This is a genomic window from Clostridium ljungdahlii DSM 13528 (assembly GCF_000143685.1).
GTDB classification, from domain to species: Bacteria; Bacillota; Clostridia; order Clostridiales; family Clostridiaceae; genus Clostridium_B; species Clostridium_B ljungdahlii.
In genome coordinates, this window is sequence record NC_014328.1 from 3000496 (window position 1) to 3019244 (window position 18749).

General features: G+C 35.0%; 15 protein-coding genes and 1 tRNA gene. 7 read left to right on the top strand and 9 right to left on the bottom strand.

Features of this window, described 5'->3' with window-relative positions:
• The first annotated feature begins 4 nt into the window (after positions 1-4).
• From CLJU_RS13390 to CLJU_RS13410, 5 genes are all read left to right on the top strand, one after another.
• The gene (locus CLJU_RS13390) at positions 5-199 is read left to right on the top strand and encodes a helix-turn-helix domain-containing protein (RefSeq protein ID WP_013239364.1); all 195 of its coding nucleotides are present in this window, start codon (positions 5-7) and stop codon (positions 197-199) included.
• Positions 196-882, top strand: a complete 687-nt coding sequence (locus CLJU_RS13395) for a response regulator transcription factor (protein ID WP_013239365.1) — start codon at positions 196-198, stop codon at positions 880-882. Before CLJU_RS13390 ends, CLJU_RS13395 begins: the two co-directional genes overlap by 4 nt.
• Positions 869-1858, top strand: coding sequence for a sensor histidine kinase (locus CLJU_RS13400; protein WP_013239366.1), 990 nt, complete (start codon positions 869-871; stop codon positions 1856-1858). The genes CLJU_RS13395 and CLJU_RS13400 overlap by 14 nt, the downstream gene beginning before the upstream one ends.
• A gap of 82 nt (positions 1859-1940) precedes the next feature.
• Positions 1941-2624, top strand: coding sequence for an ABC transporter ATP-binding protein (locus CLJU_RS13405; RefSeq protein WP_013239367.1), 684 nt, complete (start codon positions 1941-1943; stop codon positions 2622-2624).
• A complete protein-coding gene (locus CLJU_RS13410; RefSeq protein ID WP_013239368.1) occupies positions 2621-5209 on the top strand; it encodes an ABC transporter permease in 2589 nt (862 codons plus the stop codon). The genes CLJU_RS13405 and CLJU_RS13410 overlap by 4 nt, the downstream gene beginning before the upstream one ends.
• A gap of 373 nt (positions 5210-5582) precedes the next feature.
• Here the strand turns inward: CLJU_RS13410 and CLJU_RS13415 are convergent, their stop codons facing one another.
• Positions 5583-6026 (bottom strand): GNAT family N-acetyltransferase, encoded by a 444-nt coding sequence (locus CLJU_RS13415; RefSeq protein ID WP_013239369.1) that lies wholly within the window; start codon positions 6024-6026, stop codon positions 5583-5585.
• 408 nt (positions 6027-6434) lie between these two features.
• On the opposite strand from CLJU_RS13415, the gene CLJU_RS13420 reads away from it, so the two are divergent.
• Positions 6435-6689: a hypothetical protein gene (locus CLJU_RS13420; RefSeq protein WP_013239370.1), complete on the top strand. Its 255-nt coding sequence runs from the start codon at positions 6435-6437 to the stop codon at positions 6687-6689.
• A 287-nt stretch (positions 6690-6976) separates the two neighbouring features.
• On the opposite strand, the gene CLJU_RS13425 is transcribed toward CLJU_RS13420, so the two are convergent.
• The 3 genes from CLJU_RS13425 to CLJU_RS13440 all read right to left on the bottom strand — a co-directional run bounded on the left by CLJU_RS13425 (position 6977) and on the right by CLJU_RS13440 (position 10595).
• Positions 6977-8272 (bottom strand): putative ABC transporter permease, encoded by a 1296-nt coding sequence (locus tag CLJU_RS13425; RefSeq protein ID WP_013239371.1) that lies wholly within the window; start codon positions 8270-8272, stop codon positions 6977-6979.
• Positions 8273-9485: 1213 nt separating this feature from the next.
• Complete coding sequence (locus tag CLJU_RS22955) at positions 9486-9890, bottom strand: hypothetical protein (RefSeq protein ID WP_013239372.1); 405 nt, start codon at positions 9888-9890, stop codon at positions 9486-9488.
• Positions 9891-10019: 129 nt separating this feature from the next.
• Positions 10020-10595, bottom strand: coding sequence for a hypothetical protein (locus CLJU_RS13440; RefSeq protein WP_013239373.1), 576 nt, complete (start codon positions 10593-10595; stop codon positions 10020-10022).
• Positions 10596-10819: 224 nt separating this feature from the next.
• Between CLJU_RS13440 and hcp the strand changes: the two genes are divergently transcribed.
• Positions 10820-12523 (top strand): hydroxylamine reductase, encoded by a 1704-nt coding sequence (gene hcp, locus CLJU_RS13445; RefSeq protein ID WP_013239374.1) that lies wholly within the window; start codon positions 10820-10822, stop codon positions 12521-12523.
• Positions 12524-12641: 118 nt separating this feature from the next.
• Here hcp and CLJU_RS13450 read toward each other — a convergent pair whose 3' ends face one another.
• The 5 genes from CLJU_RS13450 to grdA all read right to left on the bottom strand — a co-directional run bounded on the left by CLJU_RS13450 (position 12642) and on the right by grdA (position 18703).
• A complete protein-coding gene (locus CLJU_RS13450) occupies positions 12642-13748 on the bottom strand; it encodes an FAD-dependent oxidoreductase (RefSeq protein WP_013239375.1) in 1107 nt (368 codons plus the stop codon).
• A 718-nt stretch (positions 13749-14466) separates the two neighbouring features.
• Positions 14467-14563, bottom strand: a tRNA-Sec gene (locus CLJU_RS22315).
• 812 nt (positions 14564-15375) lie between these two features.
• On the bottom strand, positions 15376-16530 hold the full coding sequence (gene grdD, locus CLJU_RS13455; protein WP_013239376.1) for a glycine/sarcosine/betaine reductase complex component C subunit alpha: 1155 nt from the start codon (positions 16528-16530) through the stop codon (positions 15376-15378).
• 62 nt (positions 16531-16592) lie between these two features.
• Positions 16593-18131, bottom strand: coding sequence for a glycine/sarcosine/betaine reductase complex component C subunit beta (grdC, locus tag CLJU_RS13460; RefSeq protein ID WP_013239377.1), 1539 nt, complete (start codon positions 18129-18131; stop codon positions 16593-16595).
• A 95-nt stretch (positions 18132-18226) separates the two neighbouring features.
• Positions 18227-18703, bottom strand: coding sequence for a glycine/sarcosine/betaine reductase complex selenoprotein A (gene grdA / locus CLJU_RS13465; protein ID WP_013239378.1), 477 nt, complete (start codon positions 18701-18703; stop codon positions 18227-18229).
• Positions 18704-18749 lie beyond the last annotated feature (46 nt).

The window sequence follows — 18749 nt, forward strand, 5'->3', positions numbered from 1 at the left end:
ATACGTGGATTATATAACAACAAAAGAAGCAGCTAAAGATTGGGGAATCACAGACAGAATGGTAGTGTACTATTGCTCTGCTGGACGGATTAAGGGAGCTGAAAAAATGGGAAATACATGGCTTGTTCCTGCTCACGCTGAAAAACCGGCTGACGGACGATATAGGAGCAGTAAAGCAAAGGATGGTGAAAATAAATGAAGCAGATATTTTTGGTTGAGGACGATAAGGAAATTGCTAAAAACCTTGTGCTTTTGCTCCGCTCGGAGGGATTTACAGTCACTCACGCACCTACGCGTAGTGATGCCCTTGCCATGCTTGCTGGGAATAAATTTGACCTAGCACTTATAGATATTTCTTTGCCTGACGGAAATGGCTTTACGGTTTGCACGGAAATCAAAGAAATACAGGATGTTCCCGTTATCTTTCTAACTGCTTCTGGTGATGAGGCGAGTGTTGTTACCGGGCTAAACATGGGTGCCGACGACTATATTACCAAGCCTTTTCGTCCGCGTGAACTGATTGCACGAATCAGAACTGCCCTGCGAAAAAGCGGACGTTCTCCATCGGCTTTTGAAGTCTGTGGGCTTCATATCGATATGGCAAGTGGCGTCGTGAAAAAGGACGACAGCGAAGTTTTTCTTTCAGCCTTAGAATACCGCTTACTTCTGGTGTTTATTAACAACCCCAAAAGTATTATCACGAGGGGCAGACTGCTTGACGAATTGTGGGACGCTGCGGGCGAGTTTGTCAATGACAATACATTGACCGTGTACATTAAACGCCTGCGTGAGAAGATAGAGAACAACCCAGCAAGCCCGCAAATAATTCTGACCGTTCGCGGGACTGGATATAGATTGGGGGGCGGGTATGTTTCGGAATAGAGAGTTTAGAAAGTTTGCCATTTTGTTCTCCTTAATAGCTGCCGCCGCTGTGACGCTGGGATTTGCAATTAATGCGGCAGCTGGAATTCTTGCCATTGCTTCTGCCACCGCCTTTGGAATAGCGTTTTTTGCATTTACCAAAGCTCGATATAAAAGCATTGCGCAAATTTCAGATCAAATTGATATTGTGCTTCATAATGCTGATCACCTGTATATTGGTGAATTAGATGAGGGCGAACTTTCCATTCTGCAAAGCGAGATAACAAAAATGACGCTGCGTATTCGGGAGCAAAATGATGCACTGAAAAAAGAAAAAGAACATCTTGCTGATTCACTGGCCGACATAGCTCATCAACTCCGCACTCCTCTCACATCCGTAAACCTCATTCTATCATTGTTAGAGAATAACCCTGACGAAAATGAACGGAAAGCATTGATACGGGAAACAAAGGAATTGTTTGTACATATGGATTGGCTACTTACTTCCCTTCTCAAATTATCCCGCCTGGACGCAGGCATTGTGGTTTTTAAAGCTGAACAGATAGATGTAAATACTTTGATAAACGCTGCGATTCACCCGTTTTTGATCCAAATGGAACTGCACGATATTGCTTTACAAATAGACGTACCGAAAGGGATAATCATTCAGGGTGATTCTGGTTGGCTTTCGGAAGCAATTCAAAACATCATCAAAAATTGCATGGAAAGTGCAGGGGATAATGGGAAGATTGAGATTGTCTGCACGGACAACCCATTGTTTACCGAGATTATCATCCACGATAGCGGTGCAGGCTTTGAAAAAGGAGATTTACCCTGCCTGTTTGACAGGTTCTATCGTGGGAAAAACTCAAGTGCCACAGGATACGGGATTGGACTCGCTCTCTGCAAAATGATTATAACACGTCAGAGCGGAACGATTACCGCCAAAAATCACCCACAGGGCGGCGCCATGTTTGACCTTCGTTTCCCAAAGTGACGAATCTCTCACCTTAAAGTCACATAGATGTAAGTTGAGAGTTCTATTATATAGGTAAAACATGAAAAGGGAGGCTCACATAATGGAGTTTTTAAAAATTGAAAATTTATGCAAGGTCTACGGCACTGGTGAAAATCAGGTTACCGCGCTTGACCATGTTTCACTTACAATAGAAAAAGGAGGATTTACTTCAATTATCGGTTCCTCTGGCTCTGGTAAATCCACTTTGCTGCATGCTATCGCTGGTGTGGACGTGCCAACAAGCGGAAAGATATATTTGGAGAGTCAGGATGTATATGCCCAGAACAATGAAAAACTTGCCATCTTCCGCAGGCGTCAGGTTGGACTGATTTACCAGTTTCACAACCTCATTCCCACTCTGAATGTTGTTGAAAACATCACATTGCCTATACTGATGGACAAACGAAAGGTCAATAAGAAGAGGCTGAATGAATTGCTGGAATTGCTTGGGCTAAAGGGACGAGAAACACATTTACCCAATCAGCTTTCAGGCGGTCAGCAGCAGCGTGTTTCCATAGGACGTGCTTTGATGAACGCTCCGGCGGTCATGCTTGCCGACGAGCCAACGGGTAGTTTGGACAGTCGAAATGGACATGAAATTATAAAGCTGCTTAAAGAAAGCAATAAAAAATATAATCAGACACTTATTGTTGTTACACATGACGAAAATATTGCTTTGCAAGCAGACCGCATTATCGGCATATCAGACGGCAAAGTAGTGAGAGACGAGAAGGTGAGACCATGAACATTTTCAACAAAGTTACCCTGCAAGGCATGAAAAAGAGCCGCACACGAACAATTGTAACGATTATCGGAGTTGTACTGTCTGCTGCCTTGATTACGGCAGTCGTCACTTTTGGCGTTTCCCTGCTGAACTATATGTCAAACGGTGAGGCTCACAAATACGGCGGCTGGCACATCAAATTTGAGGATGTGGATTCTTCTTTCGCAGCTAAGCAGGCAAGTAACAACAAAGTTGCAAACACCACATCATTTAAAAATATTGGCTACGCAAAACTTAATGGTGGAAAAATTCACAGCAAACCGTATTTTTTTATCGCCGGATTCAGCAAGAAAACATTTAATGCTCTTCCCCTCACATTGTGTGCCGGCAGGTTGCCAAAAAACAACAGAGAGATTGTTGTTCCTGAGAGAGTTGTAATAAAAGATGGCATTAAGTTACGTGTGGGTGACACGCTTACCCTTGCTATTGGAAGCCGCATGAATGGAAACAAAAGTCTTGGTCAACATGACCCTTACATTTCCGGGAAAGAAACTCTTGTGCCCAAAACAGAGAAAACTTATACAGTGGTCGGTTTCTGCGAAACGCCTCACTTTGATGAAGATTCTGCACCTGGATATACCGCAATTACAACTGCAGATGCAGCAGACACAGCAAACAATCTCAGCTTGTTTGTCACGCTAAAAAAACCGTTTGAGACTCATACTTATGCAAAAAATGCAGCTGAAGGTCATGCTTACATCTTTAATAGTGATGTGCTGCGTTTCATTGCTCTTTCAAACGATCAAAGCGATAAGGTGTTCAATGCATTTTTGTACTCAGCCGGTGCCATTGTACTCATCATAATTATGATTGGTTCTATTTTTCTGATTTATAATTCATTCAACATCTCCTTGAACGAGCGCACACACCAATTCGGGATTCTCTCATCGGTGGGAGCCACCCCAAAGCAGCTGCGCCATTCAGTGCTGTTTGAGGGACTTTGTATTGGTGCTATTGGTATCCCAATTGGTGTTATCATTGGTATAGCCAGCATCAAACTTGCGATTAGTATTGTCGCCAAAAACTTCGCAAACGTTCTTTTCGCCAATGTACCTTTGACATTGACAGTGTCCGCTCCCGCAATCATTGCAGCAGTAGTGACCAGCATGATCACAATCCTGATTTCGGCAGATATTCCAGCTCGCAAGGCTGCCAATATGCCAGTTATGGAGTGTATTCGCCAGACGAATGATGTCAAAGTCGAATCAAAAGCTGTGAAAACGTCAAAACTTGTGGAGCGTATTTATGGATTGGAGGGAACTCTTGCATTAAAGAACTTTAAGAGGAACAAAAAGCGTTATCGCAGCATTGTGCTGTCACTTGTTTTAAGTGTAGTGTTATTTATATCGACCAGTGCCATGGTAATAGATTTGAAACAGGTGTCGGCGGGTGCAAAAGAGGTTACTAATAGTGATGTCGGTTTTGGCACACATGATATGAAAGACAGCGAAATGCTGCAACTTTACGATGAACTAAAAAACGTCGATGGTGTTGACGAAAGTTCGTATCAAGTTGTTATGAATTATTTCTGTGCTGCCAAGGGCAGTGATCTTTCAGACGCTTACAAGAAGTCGGAAGGTTCACATTCGCCGAACGAAACGGTGAATCTGCCAGTGCAAATCCAATTTTTAGATGACAGTACCTATCTGAAGATTGTCAAAAGTTTAGGTTTGCCCGCAGATAAATATACCGGACAAAATGCGAAATTAATCGGCGTTGCCAAAGTGGACAGCCACGACAATCAGAAAACGGCCAGCCAAATTCCGAATGTGTTCAAGAGTTCTGTCACCAATTTTACCATTTTTCCCGAAACAAATGGCAAGCCGGAGATGAAACAGGGATATAATGTAGGTATTACATTTATGAACAATTTTATGCCGCCTGATACACCTCCTATCTTAACAGACATAAAACAAAAATCAGGTGGAATTTATGTAACTGCCCCATATTCACTCAAGGAAAAGTTTAATGCCACTGGTACTCCTGCAGATATTATAACTAAGGGCATGACATTTCAGTCAAAGAACCCATCGAAGTCATCGGATAAAATGAAAGAGATAGTTCAGGATATGGGAATTACAACCCCGTACATCCTTTTGAATATGTCTGGAGCGCTTGATCAGAGCCGCAATATGATATTCATTGCCGATGTGTTCTCTTATGCTTTTATAATTATGATTTCGCTGATTGCAGTTGCCAATGTGTTCAACACAATTTCCACGAATATCAAGCTGCGCAGACGTGAACTTGCCATGCTTCGCTCTGTGGGAATGTCCGACCACGATTTCCAAAAGATGATGAATTTCGAGTGTATCTTTTATGGCATGAAGGCGCTGATCTTCGGGCTTCCCCTGGCAATCATATTTTCATGGTTCATGCACAAAGAAATGAACGGCAGTGAAAGTGGAAGCTTTGTGATGCCGTGGGCCAGTATCGGAATCAGTATATTTGGCGTTTTATTTATAGTGTTCATTACAATGCTGTATTCTATTAGAAAAATAAAGAAAGAAAATATTATTGACGCACTTCGGGATGACATGGATTGATTCAAAGCCGATATTCACTTGATAAAAAATCCCCACTTCTTCAGGCTATACATTGCACATAACTTTGGAATTTAATTGGTAAGCTGTTCAAGCCTTATGGAATACGGATTTTTGAGTATCCGCCAAGAAATTAATACCAATTAATTGCAGATTAATTATAAAGTTTTGAGATGTAAAAAGAGCTTTAAAGCATCAATTTACACCAGTATGTTTCAATTAAGCTATATAAAATGTTCAATTTATCTATGAGTTTGTTTTTTTACACATTAATGGTAATTAATTACCATTAATGTGTGCAATGCATAGCTTATAGAAGATAGGAGTATTCCTCAAATTTTGATAAATTAATAGTAGCTATATTTGAAAACATAATTTATTTTTTATATAACATATCTATATGTGGAATATTATCCTCTAGATATTCTTCTGAAACTGCTTTAAAGCCAAGGCTACTATAAAAATTAAGTAAATATGCCTGTGCTTGAATTTTTATAGTATCTTCTTTTAAAGTATTTTCTATAAATTCAATAGCTTTCAACAGCATTTCTCTTGCAATTCCTTTACCACGATAATTTCTTTTTACGACTACTCTTCCTATTGATATTTCATCGTAAGAAACTCCCTTTTCCAAAATTCTTAAGTATGCAACTACTTCTCCATTTTCTTCAGAAAATAAATGATATGAATTTAAATCTTTATCATCACAATCAAGGTATGCACATTCCTGTTCTACAATAAATACCTTATTTCTCAATGCTAAAATTTTGTATACTTCTTCGACCTTAAATTGATTAAACTTTTTAATGTTCCAATTCATTAAATTACCTCCATATATATAATATTAGATTTTAATATAATGCTTAACCTCCTCTAATAAACACAAAAGCACTGAATATTATTCCTCCTTAAAAAGGCCCTAATGGAATATATTCAGTGCTTCTTAACATCCTTACCCGGGGATAAGAATAAGCATCATATTATTTAATTAATATACATGATATCATAAAATTAACTATTGTTCAACAATAAAAGAACTAGTCTGGACATTCAATTGGATTTCTTAGTGCTGCAGGTATATCTTCTTCCTAAAATTCTTGTAATATAATCTTGCTTTATCCAGTAGCTTTCATTTTATGCATACTTGCCATATAGGTAATTAAGCAAACATATTCACACTTTACCAATATTGCCATATTATAATTATTGAAAATTAGGAGGCGATATTATGAAAGAGGACCTCAAGCAAACTGCTGAACCTCAACAATCTACGTGTCCATCAGGATGTTGCACTGGAAATGAAATACTTTGTATTTCTATTCCTTGTCCAATAAACATCGTACTTTTGGGCCTTAATCTAACACTCGAACTTCCTTGTGTTAGACTGACTTCTTCTACCCCATTAACTGCACCACAAATCAATCAACTTGTGCAACCAGTTGCAGGAATTATTTCAAGTCTTGGAACAAGTATAAAAGGATAAAGCCTTTTAAATATAATCTTAATACCCTATGTTGTTTTAACAATATAGGGTATTAATTATACATTTGAAACTACTAATTTTACCTATATATTTCAATACAAAGAGCTGAATATAATCTTTGATTTACGAACATAAAAACGCTATAAGATTTTTAAAATAATACGGCGTTTCAGTAAATTATTTACTTTTTAAGTATTACGTTAAGTAGCAAAAAGACGCATCAACGATTGATACGTCTTTTGTGAAAGTTACGAACTAATACAACCTCACATTAAGTTAAATCACTTTTATGGCAAAACCGCATTTGGATAAATCATTTTCATTAAAGTATCAGGATAATATATAGAAAAGAACATTTCCACTTTACCGTTCACAGATATACCAGCCATCCTCAAACTATAATAGTATAGTGCCATAGCTGAAACCAATGCATTGAGCACTATAAATACTACAATGCACCACGTAAGTACCTCCCCTAACACCCGTGGGATTTTACCAATATAGTTACTCACGAATGGATAAATCACTTTCAGCCATACAATAGCAAGTAGTCCCCAGAACAGACAGTAAAGCAGATTCACCCTACCATCCAGATTAAAAGGCATGCCACTATAATCCCAAAAACGGGCACCCAATACCTTTTCTGTAAACACACTGCACGAATATTCATAGGTACTACCTAGGAAGAAGCCCCCCAGAAAGATATATATGTCATTTTTATCAATTAATCTATGAAGCATTACTGTGGCAATTATTCCACCCAGTCCCCAAACCACACTGAAAGGTCCATATATTAGACTACTGCGGCTCATCAACTTACCGGACTTTACCCAGACAAATACGGTTTCAATCAAATCCCCTGCCAGTGCACTGATAAAAAACATCCATACCAGTTTTTCAAAACAAATGCCTTCCGCAAACTTTTTTTGATCTAGAGCTTTAACAGCAATGACTTCCAATTTGGCATTCTCCAGCTCAGGGAAAGCTTTGTGAATACGCTTTTGCAACCTTGCAAAAAAACGTTGTCCCATAATCTTCTTTGTATTACTCAAACCTTCCGTTACCTTTAGTTCTAATCTACTTTGTTTACGAATATGGAACGCTACCACAAATGAGGCAACACCGTCAACCATCAGTAAAGCAAAGAGTATCCAGAGAATAATGCAGAATAACAAATGTGGAATCATCTGACTTACCGTATAGACCAATGGTTGCAGCAGGGAAATAACCAGCACGGAAGCGCCACTATATGCAAATGCAAAGGTAATGTAGAACCTTGGACTATCATAATTCCACAGGCGTCTTCCGATTATCCGTCTTAGTAACCCTCCATCAATATACTCAACCACAGTAGCGAGAACGGCATTCCCGACAAACAATGCAAAAGGATTGGCATTCGCCGCCTCTAAAAATTGCAGACTAAGTATAATACTTAACCCATAGACCGGGCACAGTGGCCCATTCAGCATCCCTCGATTAACGAAATAACCTTTTCGTAAGCTCACAATTAAGACTTCTACTGCCCATCCTAAAAAAGAGTAAATCAGAAAAAAAGCAAAAAGCTCATATCCCGTATAATGCATATTCCCTTTCCCTTCTATAATTCATAATTTTCAAACCTTAAATTCATTATAATTTGCTATTCTGTACTAGCTAACATTAATTATATGATACACGGTATTATTCAATTTTCAAAGAATAATTTTGCCTAACTAACTGGTAAAAATCTCATTTCATATTTTTGCCCTCTTTCTTCAAAACATTACACAGTAAAGCTTTGGTTATACAAAGTTTAGATGCTCATTAAGTCCTCCCATATTGAGTTAATATTTGCTTCAAAATACATGTTACTATATCAGGAGGTATTTAAATTTTGTTTATTATTGCATGTTTCTTGTACCTAAAAATTAGAACAAATTTTGTTATCTTTTATTATGGACATACTATCAAGTATTTTATAGGTCTCAAAATACATTATTCTAGTTATTTATAAATCTTCACTAAATTATTTTGTGAAGATAAAAAACACCGCTTCAGTTGTTACGTTAAATAAGAATTTTGGAACATCTATTTATTGTGAACTACACCCAATTGTAGAAGTGAGGCTTCGTATAGAAAATGGAGTAATTATAGATTTTTAGCAGACAATAATTATAATAAAACCATATAAAGAAGATGTATTTTAGCTATTGAACATTTAGTTAAATCAACAGCTAATGAAGAAAATGAAGCTATCTGGTGGAATAAAAGGATTTTCATAGTTAGCTAATAAATACGTTAAAAGGGTGTTCAGCATCATACTTTATAGGTTATGTTTGGGATACATTGGCATTACTTTGTCAATAGCTATACCATTAGCAGTAAATGCAAAAAATTTAATGTTTCAATCCAATGCTGCACATGCCTATATAAAATTATTATGATATTTTAAAAAAAAGGAGTTAATACTATGAATATTTTGAAAGAACTTATTGTTAGAAGTGTATTAGTTGTTGTATTAAATGATGGGATTATATTTTATATAATTGGTAAACGTTCTTAAAAAATAACATTGCCTATAGCAGTGGGAATCATAGCAGTCACATGTATTGCATTAGTAATTAATATTTGGTATTGTCTACATCGAAATGGGATAATATAAATATATCTAGATTTACTGATTAATTTGCCTAATATTTGTTTTCCGAACATAAAAACGCCATGAGATTTTTTAAATAATATGGCGTTTCATATAAATATTCGGTTTCTATTATTGTAATGTTAAATAAGAACATTATAATTAAAATTTTAATAATGCTAATAACAAGTAAAGCTTTTAATTTCTTTTAAGTCCACCCCAAAGTATTCCCATCTTCCCTTTCTATATCTCCAACCAGAAGTAGATGTTTTTCCTACATAGACAAGATATGCCCAGAAGGATTGACCATTCTTTAACCAAATATATGAGAATCTGTATACACAAGGCGCTATTGCTCCGGAATCCACCGCCATTAAACTTGCCTCCGGTACATCTGATAGTTGTGGAATAAAATTAGGTGGCGGTGTTTTCGGTGGACCTTGCTGCTGCTGTCTTTTAAATCCTACTAATTCTCGCCTATAAAAAGTACTAAATGGGCATTTATACTGTTTCGCAATATGTGGACAATAATGTATCACATTGGTGTATAAATCACTTATGTCATTGTTTCTATACTTACTCATTAAGTAACCTCCTTAATTTTTCATTTTCCTTATCATAATATTTGAAACAAAGTTACATGTTGTAGTCACATTTCTTTTGATAGATATTTCTATAAGCAAATTGCATGCACTAATATAACATAACTTGATTTAACAAAGAACGATGATTTTATATGGAGTAGTTTGAGCAGGTATGCTCATAGTTGTAGGACCATAGACAACAATTAGATTTCTATTTCCAGGGTATCTGTTAAAAAGCTGATCGTTTGTCAAAATTACCTTAGTAGATAGGGTGATATTTAATTTTAAATTTCCATCGCTACTTATAAGTTGATTGTTAAAATAGTCTACAGTAACATTTTGATATCCTATATTTTTTGCTATAACAATTGCGGGATATTGTGGAGGATAAATAAGAATGGCAGGTGCATTTGCGTCATAAAATCCAGTTACCTTATCTCCTACTTCTACCACTTCATGATCCACAAAGTAAGTTTCTGGGGATATCACAAAATTTACTGGACCCTTGTCTTTACTTTCAAGTGACATTAATTTATAGCAGCCTTCTGATACATCACTTGGGCTAGGGGAAAAATCTTCAATCCTTGTAACAGTACCACTAAAAGCTGCAAATTTTTGTGTTTTATTCCTAACCTTTGCTTTGAAGAAAGGCTTAACAGCTTGGTTCATGTAATAAGGACAATAAGGAAATTGTCTATTATGCATATAATACTCCTTTATATTGATACAGTTAAAACCCCACCATTAATAGTATATGAGGTGTTCTGAAAATTGTTACTCAGTGACCAGTCCCCTTAATTATATCATTTTTAGCAGTTACGTAACAATTGTTACAGACTAAATTACAGTATTTTAGTACTCTATAATCATAGCAAAGAAAGTACTAAATTCGTAGGTATAAATTTTAAGTTGAAAGGTGGAATCCTTAAATGTCAATGTTTTGTTATCAATGTCAAGAAACAGCTGGATGCAAGGGGTGTACTAAAGTAGGAGTTTGTGGTAAGAATGAAAATGTTGCAAAAGCTCAAGACTTATTAATATATGTAACTAAGGGATTAGCTATTGTAAGCAATGAAGGAAGAAAAGTTGGAGTTAAAGACAGCAATGTTGATAAAGTTATAGTAGAAAATTTATTTACAACGATTACAAATGCTAACTTTCACAGAGATTTTATTTTAGGCAGGGTAAAAGAAACTTTAAAAATAAGAGAAAATTTAAAATCTAAAGTAATTAGTGCTGGCGGTAAAGTTGGAGAAGTAAAAGTAACTGGTGGCTTTTTCAAGAAGATATTTGGAATACAAACCACAGAGATGATTATGCCAGATGCAGCAGTTTGGACAGCTGATAATACTATAGAATTTGATGCAAAAGCTGAAAAAGTTGGAGTGCTTGCAACAAAAAATGAAGATATAAGAAGCTTAAGAGAACTTATCACTTATGGATTAAAAGGATTGTCTGCTTATATGAAGCATGCAATGAATTTGAATTACAATAGTGAAGAGATTCATGCATTTATGGCAAAAGCATTGTCAGCTACAATAGATAACAGCTTAACTGTTGATGATCTAGTAGCTTTATCACTTGAAGCAGGTAAATTTGGTGTAGATGGCATGGCATTACTTGATAAAGCTAATACTGAAAGTTATGGACATCCTGAAATAACAACCGTTGATATTGGAGTTAGAAGTAATCCAGGAATATTAATTTCAGGACATGACTTAAAAGACTTAGAAATGTTACTGGAACAAACAGAAGGAACTGGAGTAGATGTATATACTCATGGTGAAATGCTTGCCGGACAATACTATCCTAAATTTAAAAAGTATAAGCACTTTGCAGGAAATTATGGTAATGCATGGTGGAAGCAAAAAGAAGAATTTGAAAAATTTAATGGCCCAATCATCATGACTACAAATTGTTTAGTTATACCAAAAGACACCTATAAGAATAGATTATTTACGACAGGTGATACGGGAATGCCAGGATGTAGCCATATAGAAGTTAAAGCTGATGGAACAAAAGATTTTTCTAAGGTTATAAAAATGGCCAAGAAATGCAGTGCACCTACAGAAATAGAAAAAGGACAAATAGTTGGTGGATTTGCTCATAATCAAGTTTTAGCTTTAGCTGATAAGGTTGTAGAAGCTGTTAAATCAGGTGCTATAAAGAGATTCTTTGTGATGGCTGGATGTGATGGAAGGGCAAAATCAAGAGATTATTATACAGAATTTGCTTCAAAGTTACCAAAAGATACAGTTATATTAACTGCAGGTTGTGCTAAATATAAATATAACAAATTGAATTTAGGTGATATTGGTGGAATTCCAAGGATATTAGATGCAGGACAATGTAATGACTCATATTCATTAGTTGTTATAGCACTCAAGCTTCAAGAAGTATTTGGGTTGAAGAATATAAATGAACTACCTATATCATATAATATAGCTTGGTATGAACAAAAAGCTGTAATAGTATTATTATCATTATTACACTTAGGTGTTAAGAACATTCACTTAGGACCAACGCTTCCTGCGTTCCTTTCAGCAAATGTTGCTAAGGTATTAGTGGATAACTTTGGAATAGGTGGAATAACTGATGTTGAAAATGATTTTAAGAAGCTTATGGAAATCTAAAGTATATAAATTCATATAAGTAAAATGGCTCTATTTACGATATGGTGGATAAGTTGTCATAAAAAACTGTTAGTCAGATATGTGGATATCTGGCTAACAGTTTTTCCTATTTTTCTTATTAAAAATTATACTTATTCCATAATTTCATTAATGGAGTCATCCCTTGAAGTACATCAATTTTACTATCAGTACTACATATTGTATCGATGATTTTATGTAATAATTTATTATCTAAATTTTTAATTGCAAAATCCAAATCCTTGTCATTTAAATTTTCCAAGAACCTTCTTAAAACAAGGGAGTGATTATAGTTTTTAAATAAGGGTTTAACAAGTTTTTCATATTTTCCTATTCCACATATATCATAAGCTGAATATATCCCCGTAAGTATTGATGCAAATTGCCCAAATCCTAATCCAGGAGAAAGAGCTCCAAAACAATTCCCAACAAAATAAGTATTATCAACCTTGGGTACATTACATATTCCCGTCATATATTTTGTAATCTCAAACTTATCTGTTATTCTAAATTTTTGATCTAAATCTTTGCAAACTAAATTATAAAATCTTTCCCATATTGTATTTATATCTAATTTTATATTATCAGGATAGTCAGGGTAAGCTATAACAATATTAGCTTCTTTTTCAGAAAATGGTACAACCCATGCATATCCTTTAGGTATGATGTCATAATTAAACCATGCATGCGAAATATCTGTAGCAAATTTACCTTCAACTGTTACACCTCTTAATGTAAATGTAAGATCACACTTGTAATTTCCTAAATGTGAAGCATATTCTCCATCTCCTGTTGCTAATATTACATACTCAAAATTTTTACATACTTCTTCATATTCACAAGTTGAATTAAAATTAATTTTTGTCATCAATTGTTTCTCTAATTGACATTCATATGAATTTTCATGCCTTCCCCTAACATTTGTGTATCCGATTTTTCCATCAATACTTCCTATTTGCTTTTTTGAATGGACAACTAATTTATTAACAGCATTTATTGGTTTCAAATGTATATCATAATTCTTAGAGAGAAAATGCAGAGAATCTTTAATAGGTCTATCTAGTAAACTAAACATTGCCTCAGCATTAACAAATCTATCTCCAACACAATTTCTTCTTTCAAAAATTGTTGGTATAATTCCATGTTTCTCTAATGTTATTGCACAAGATAAGCCTGACATCCCAGCACCTAAAATAGCAATTTTCACAGAAAGCACCTCCTATTTTGTATAGTTTTTGCAACTTATAAATTTTGTATACAAAATAGATTATCTTACTCCAATGTAATATGCTACTTCTCTCGAATATTTTTTTATAAATATACTTTTCAAAATAGTTCCTCAGAAATGCCCAAATAAAATTATTTTTTGTTTATCATATTTTACTTTTAAGTATTCTTTATTGATCAGTGCAATGGGTGTTTCCAGAATCTAAAAACATTGCTGCTGTTTCAGAATGTTCACCGGTAAAGGCGAGCAGCTAGTTGATACCCTCTTTAATTTTTTCTTAGCAAAATAGCCTTTTTCAGCTAGCTCAAAAGTTTTATCATTTGCAATTAACCAAGTGGAAGTAGTTTCTTCTTTACAGTTATTTTGAGTAAAGGTAAAATGTGACTTTTTGATTATAATCCTCTTTCTCTATACACTTCTTAACCGTTCTCCAATCATGCCCTGTTTTTCTAGCAACACTATTGATGGACGTTCCTTTCTGTATGCAGCATTTTCTAATATACTTTTCTTGTTTCGTTGTCAACATCCTTCTTCTAAAATAGGGTGTTCTTTCTTTTAGTTAATTTTATTATTGTATAACATTCACATTAAAATATATAATGGATGCTTTTTGGATTAAAAAAGTTATAAATTTCTACTAAATAAAAAGACATCTAGTAAACTTTACAAATTTACTAGATGTCTTTTATCCTATTAATGGCGGGAATATGTGGGAATCGAACCCACCCGTCATGGTCTTAGCACGGCAGAACGGTTTTGAAGACCGCCAGGAACACCAGAACCTATCTACTCCCATATTTAATTACACAAAGTATTATAAGATGTACCATTTATTATGTCAACATTTTTCGTCTATTTTCTTATCACTTTATGTTATTAATTGTATCATATTTTATGATACAGCTATAATATAATTAAGCTGTTTACTAAATCAAAGTAGCTTTTTTATAATTCTTTAAACTTCCTATGATCTTCTAACAAAAAAACAATCCTCTGATATCTTTACTAAAATACCTTCATCCACTATAGAATCAAATACCATTCTAAAGCTTTTAACGACTTTCTTTTATAAATCCTAATGATATATAATATTTAAATGTATTTTTTGAAACTATGGATACTTCCAAGACCACTTTTTACAAACTTATAAAGTGCATCTAGATTGTTCACTTCAAAATACACATCTATATTTGAAATATCAATGCTTCTATTTGATTAAACTCCATTAAAATATCCTCCTGGTTACATGATTGTTCATCAATTTTCGTTATTTTACACAAGATAGAATTTTATGGTGCACTTATTTAACTCTTTCTATATAATACTTTAAACAAGTACTCTCTTAGTCCTTCGCTTGATTACTTAGCTTGCTCTCGATCCCAGTTCTGGAATCCTTTACTGCTCTTAAAACCTAACTCTCCTCCTTTAACCATCTTTCTTAAAAGAGTAGATGCCTCATTAGACTTATCAAGATGTTCTAATATATATAGTATGTATAATTCCTATCATATCTGCATTCTCTATAAATTCTAAATGAGGCAATCTTATCTTCAATCAAATTATTTTTTCATAAAACCACTTAACTCGTTGATATACCGGTTTTAAATTATTTAAATCCATTTTTTTTCAATGCGTTTATAGCTTTATCAGCTTCATCTTCTGCTACTAAAACTATTGGTCCAGTGCAGCCCATTCCACTCTCAGAATATATTCCTTCCTTCCAAAGTGACTTACAAGCATCTTCAAGCTCAAGAATATCAATTCCAGGTATCCCATAGGTTACTACTTTTTTAGGTGGAATCTTAACTTCTTCTACTGCAGCTGCAGGCTTTTCCTTTTCAAGGATTTTTCCTATTATTTCTTTTAAACCTGCTGCATTAGCATTTTTATACTCAACATCAGCAAGCTGTAGTAGCTTATTCTTCGCAGAAAGTGCACAATATTTTAATGCTTCACAAATTAATGGAGCTCCAGATGCTCTAGATACTATATTAATTATCTTATCATAGCCTTCTCCTATTCCTGGGCCATATCCATATCCAGTAGTTTCATAGTTCCCACCTGTTGTAAATGATGCAAATATCTTCACAAGTAAGTTACCTGTTAAGGAGTCACAAACCATAACATCAGGTGTTCCTGCCAACAGGTCATTTCCTCTCATGACTGAACCTCCATCAGCTCTTAAAGATTCACTAAAAGAAAATTTATATCCTCTACTTTGCAATTCTTTAAGTGCTCTCTCAACACCTCTAGCCCCATCTACATTTAATATGCCAATCTTAGGATCTTTTATTCCGCAAGCTTTTGCAACGGCTATTCCATTTATAGTATTTTTAATCATTCCTTCAACCCTATGGGTAGATGTTGTTCCTGTAGTTGTAGCAATTATCATTTCTTTTCCTAACCCTGGAGTAGTAACTTTTCCAACTGTTGAAACTCCTATAGGAAAATCAAAATGCTGAGTGACACATCCGTCTATTACTTTATTATCTAACAACTCTACCATTTTTTTATGGCCTTCTTCAGCATCACTAACCTCAACTATTTCAAAGTCTCCTTCAACTTTAGGTCCTATTAAAACTATATCAAAATCACCATATTTGCTCTTGGCAAGTGCTGCAGCTTTAATCATCTCGTCCACACCATGTTCTGAACCAAACGTAGTTAATCCAATTTTAACTTTTTTTCCGAAGCTTCCACTTATTATTCCATCAGCTATTTCATTAAATACTTCTGAAATTACTTTTTTAGTTTGCTCCACGCTGCTCCCTCCTCTTTGTTAGTATCTATTCAATACTTTCTACTGTCTATAAATACCATTGTTTATTCTTCCATCATTTTAGATGCAAATTTTTTTAATTCTTCAGCTATCATGTTCTTAATTTCTTCCTTTGAAACTGCTGCAGCCGAACTATCTGAATCACCATTATTTTTTTCAACCAAAATTGAAATTCCATCGAACAAGTTAGTCATTCTTCCTAAGAACAAGCTTCCTTTTCCTATTAACATAAAGTTATTTAATTTTCCTGACATTATATGTTCAATACCATGACCAATTATAGGTACTCCTGATGGTATATGACCTTGTGTTGGTGCATATCCTGGGTATCCATGTTTTACAACAAAATTTGCTAACTCTTTTCTCTCTAATTGTCCGCTCTTTACCGCAAGTGCTCCTATCATCTTATAGTTTTGAGTTGGAACATCTCCTGCTCCTGCTGGTTCTGTTATATCTGGAGTTTGAAGTTCTGGAGCAAATTTATCAACATCGGTAATTTTTAGTCCATTCTTACTTAATGGATCTGAAACCAATGCTTCCAAAACTGCTTGTGGTGCAGCACCATGTCCAATGCTATGTCTTCCTATTACATCTGTCCTTAATATCGGACTTACACCATCATTTTCAGATATTAGTATTGCAAATCCTCCTAAGCAATCTTCTAAAACAGGTAATCCCTTTTTAACATGATCTTTACCATTCATCCCAAGCTTAGCAGTAGCTCCACCAGCAAAAACTATTACATTTTTATAAATTCCAGCTTTAACCAATGCTGCTGCTGCAACTATTGAGTGTGAAGGGCCAGCACAAAAGCCTCTCATATCTGAGCCTGTAGCTCCTTTAATTCCTGCAATTTCACCGCAAGCCTTAGCTATGTTTCCACCGCCTCTCTGATTCATATCGCCTATAGCTTCTTCTGAACATTCAATTAAGTATTCTACCTCATTAACGTCTACTCCTGAATTCTTTACTAGATGCATTAATGCAAGAACTCCTGAAGCCTTAACAGCTAAATTTTCAACAATAATATGTGAAGTTAGATTTTTATCAAACTCATGAGCTCTTTTTACACAACCAACAAGCTTACCATTATCATATAATCCTTCAGCTACATGATTTTGTAACAGCTTTTCTATTTCAGATAAGTCAATTCCTTCCTTTAACTCGTCAGCTTTAATCTTTAAAACAGCGTGAGACTTAAACTTTTCTCTAACAGCCTCTGTGAAATTCTTCTCTAACAAAACAAGGTCAAATACGTCACTTATCTTCATTAAACCATAGAACTCATCCTGCGGCATGATTTCACCAAACTTACCAAATCTAGATAAGCCTTCAACCTTTTCATTATACCATGGTCTCTTTCTTTCACTTAATTCTTCTGGAGTCATATTTCCGATATAAGTTTGATTTGGTGCATAACTAACAACATCTTCAAAAGATCTTAAGTGATTTGGTATCTCCTTTAAATATTCTGATTCTGGATTTGTTTCTCTTTCTAGGGTTTGAGTAGTACCATTGTGCAATATCATATCTGGTGTATTTACTAATACATAAGCCGCATTTTTAATTACTGGAAAACTCATTTTTAAAACCTCCATTCATTATGTTCAGTTATTATATATTCAAAAACAGCATGCATTGCTGCATGCCATCTTTAGCCTGTTAAAGTTGTTGATAACTATTTATTGTACTTTGAATATTCATCTCTAATAGGCTTTACTTCACTAATAATTTCATCAACATCAAGAACCATTTCCATCATTCCACATTGTTCATCATAAACAGCTGGATCAAATTCTGCTTTAACTTCTGGTTCTACTACATGATATACTCCAAGACCTAATGCTATTCCTGCAAGTGGTCCTGCGAATGTTGGATCTCCAGCAGCTACAGTTTCTGCTGACAGACCTGAAGCCTCTGCCTCAGCTCCTCCTATTAATACAATCACATTTTCAGCACCATATTTTTCAGTTAAATCAATTACTCTTTGTTGGATCTCCAGATCCATAGCACCTGCGGCTGTTCAAACAAAACATTCTGTGGAGGCAAATACAACTTCTCCTTTGGCACTTTTAACACATTCTTCAATAGCTGGACCTGGAATTCCATCCCTGTCACCTATTGCAATTATTTTTTTCCCTTCTAATAAACTCATAACTTTTTCCTCCTTTTAGTCGGAAACACAGGGTAATTTTACCCAT

Bases quoted from the DNA above. Each gene is read 5' to 3' on its own strand.
- CLJU_RS22955 (WP_013239372.1), bottom strand. From the start codon at position 9,890: ATGAGTAAGTATAGAAACAATGACATAAGTGATTTATACACCAATGTG.
- CLJU_RS13410 (WP_013239368.1), top strand. From the start codon at position 2,621: ATGAACATTTTCAACAAAGTTACCCTGCAAGGCATGAAAAAGAGCCGC.
- CLJU_RS13425 (WP_013239371.1), bottom strand. From the start codon at position 8,272: ATGCATTATACGGGATATGAGCTTTTTGCTTTTTTTCTGATTTACTCT.
- CLJU_RS13400 (WP_013239366.1), top strand. From the start codon at position 869: ATGTTTCGGAATAGAGAGTTTAGAAAGTTTGCCATTTTGTTCTCCTTA.
- grdC (WP_013239377.1), bottom strand. From the start codon at position 18,131: ATGAGTTTTCCAGTAATTAAAAATGCGGCTTATGTATTAGTAAATACA.
- hcp (WP_013239374.1), top strand. From the start codon at position 10,820: ATGTCAATGTTTTGTTATCAATGTCAAGAAACAGCTGGATGCAAGGGG.
- CLJU_RS13405 (WP_013239367.1), top strand. From the start codon at position 1,941: ATGGAGTTTTTAAAAATTGAAAATTTATGCAAGGTCTACGGCACTGGT.
- CLJU_RS13415 (WP_013239369.1), bottom strand. From the start codon at position 6,026: ATGAATTGGAACATTAAAAAGTTTAATCAATTTAAGGTCGAAGAAGTA.
- CLJU_RS13395 (WP_013239365.1), top strand. From the start codon at position 196: ATGAAGCAGATATTTTTGGTTGAGGACGATAAGGAAATTGCTAAAAAC.
- CLJU_RS13440 (WP_013239373.1), bottom strand. From the start codon at position 10,595: ATGCATAATAGACAATTTCCTTATTGTCCTTATTACATGAACCAAGCT.
- CLJU_RS13420 (WP_013239370.1), top strand. From the start codon at position 6,435: ATGAAAGAGGACCTCAAGCAAACTGCTGAACCTCAACAATCTACGTGT.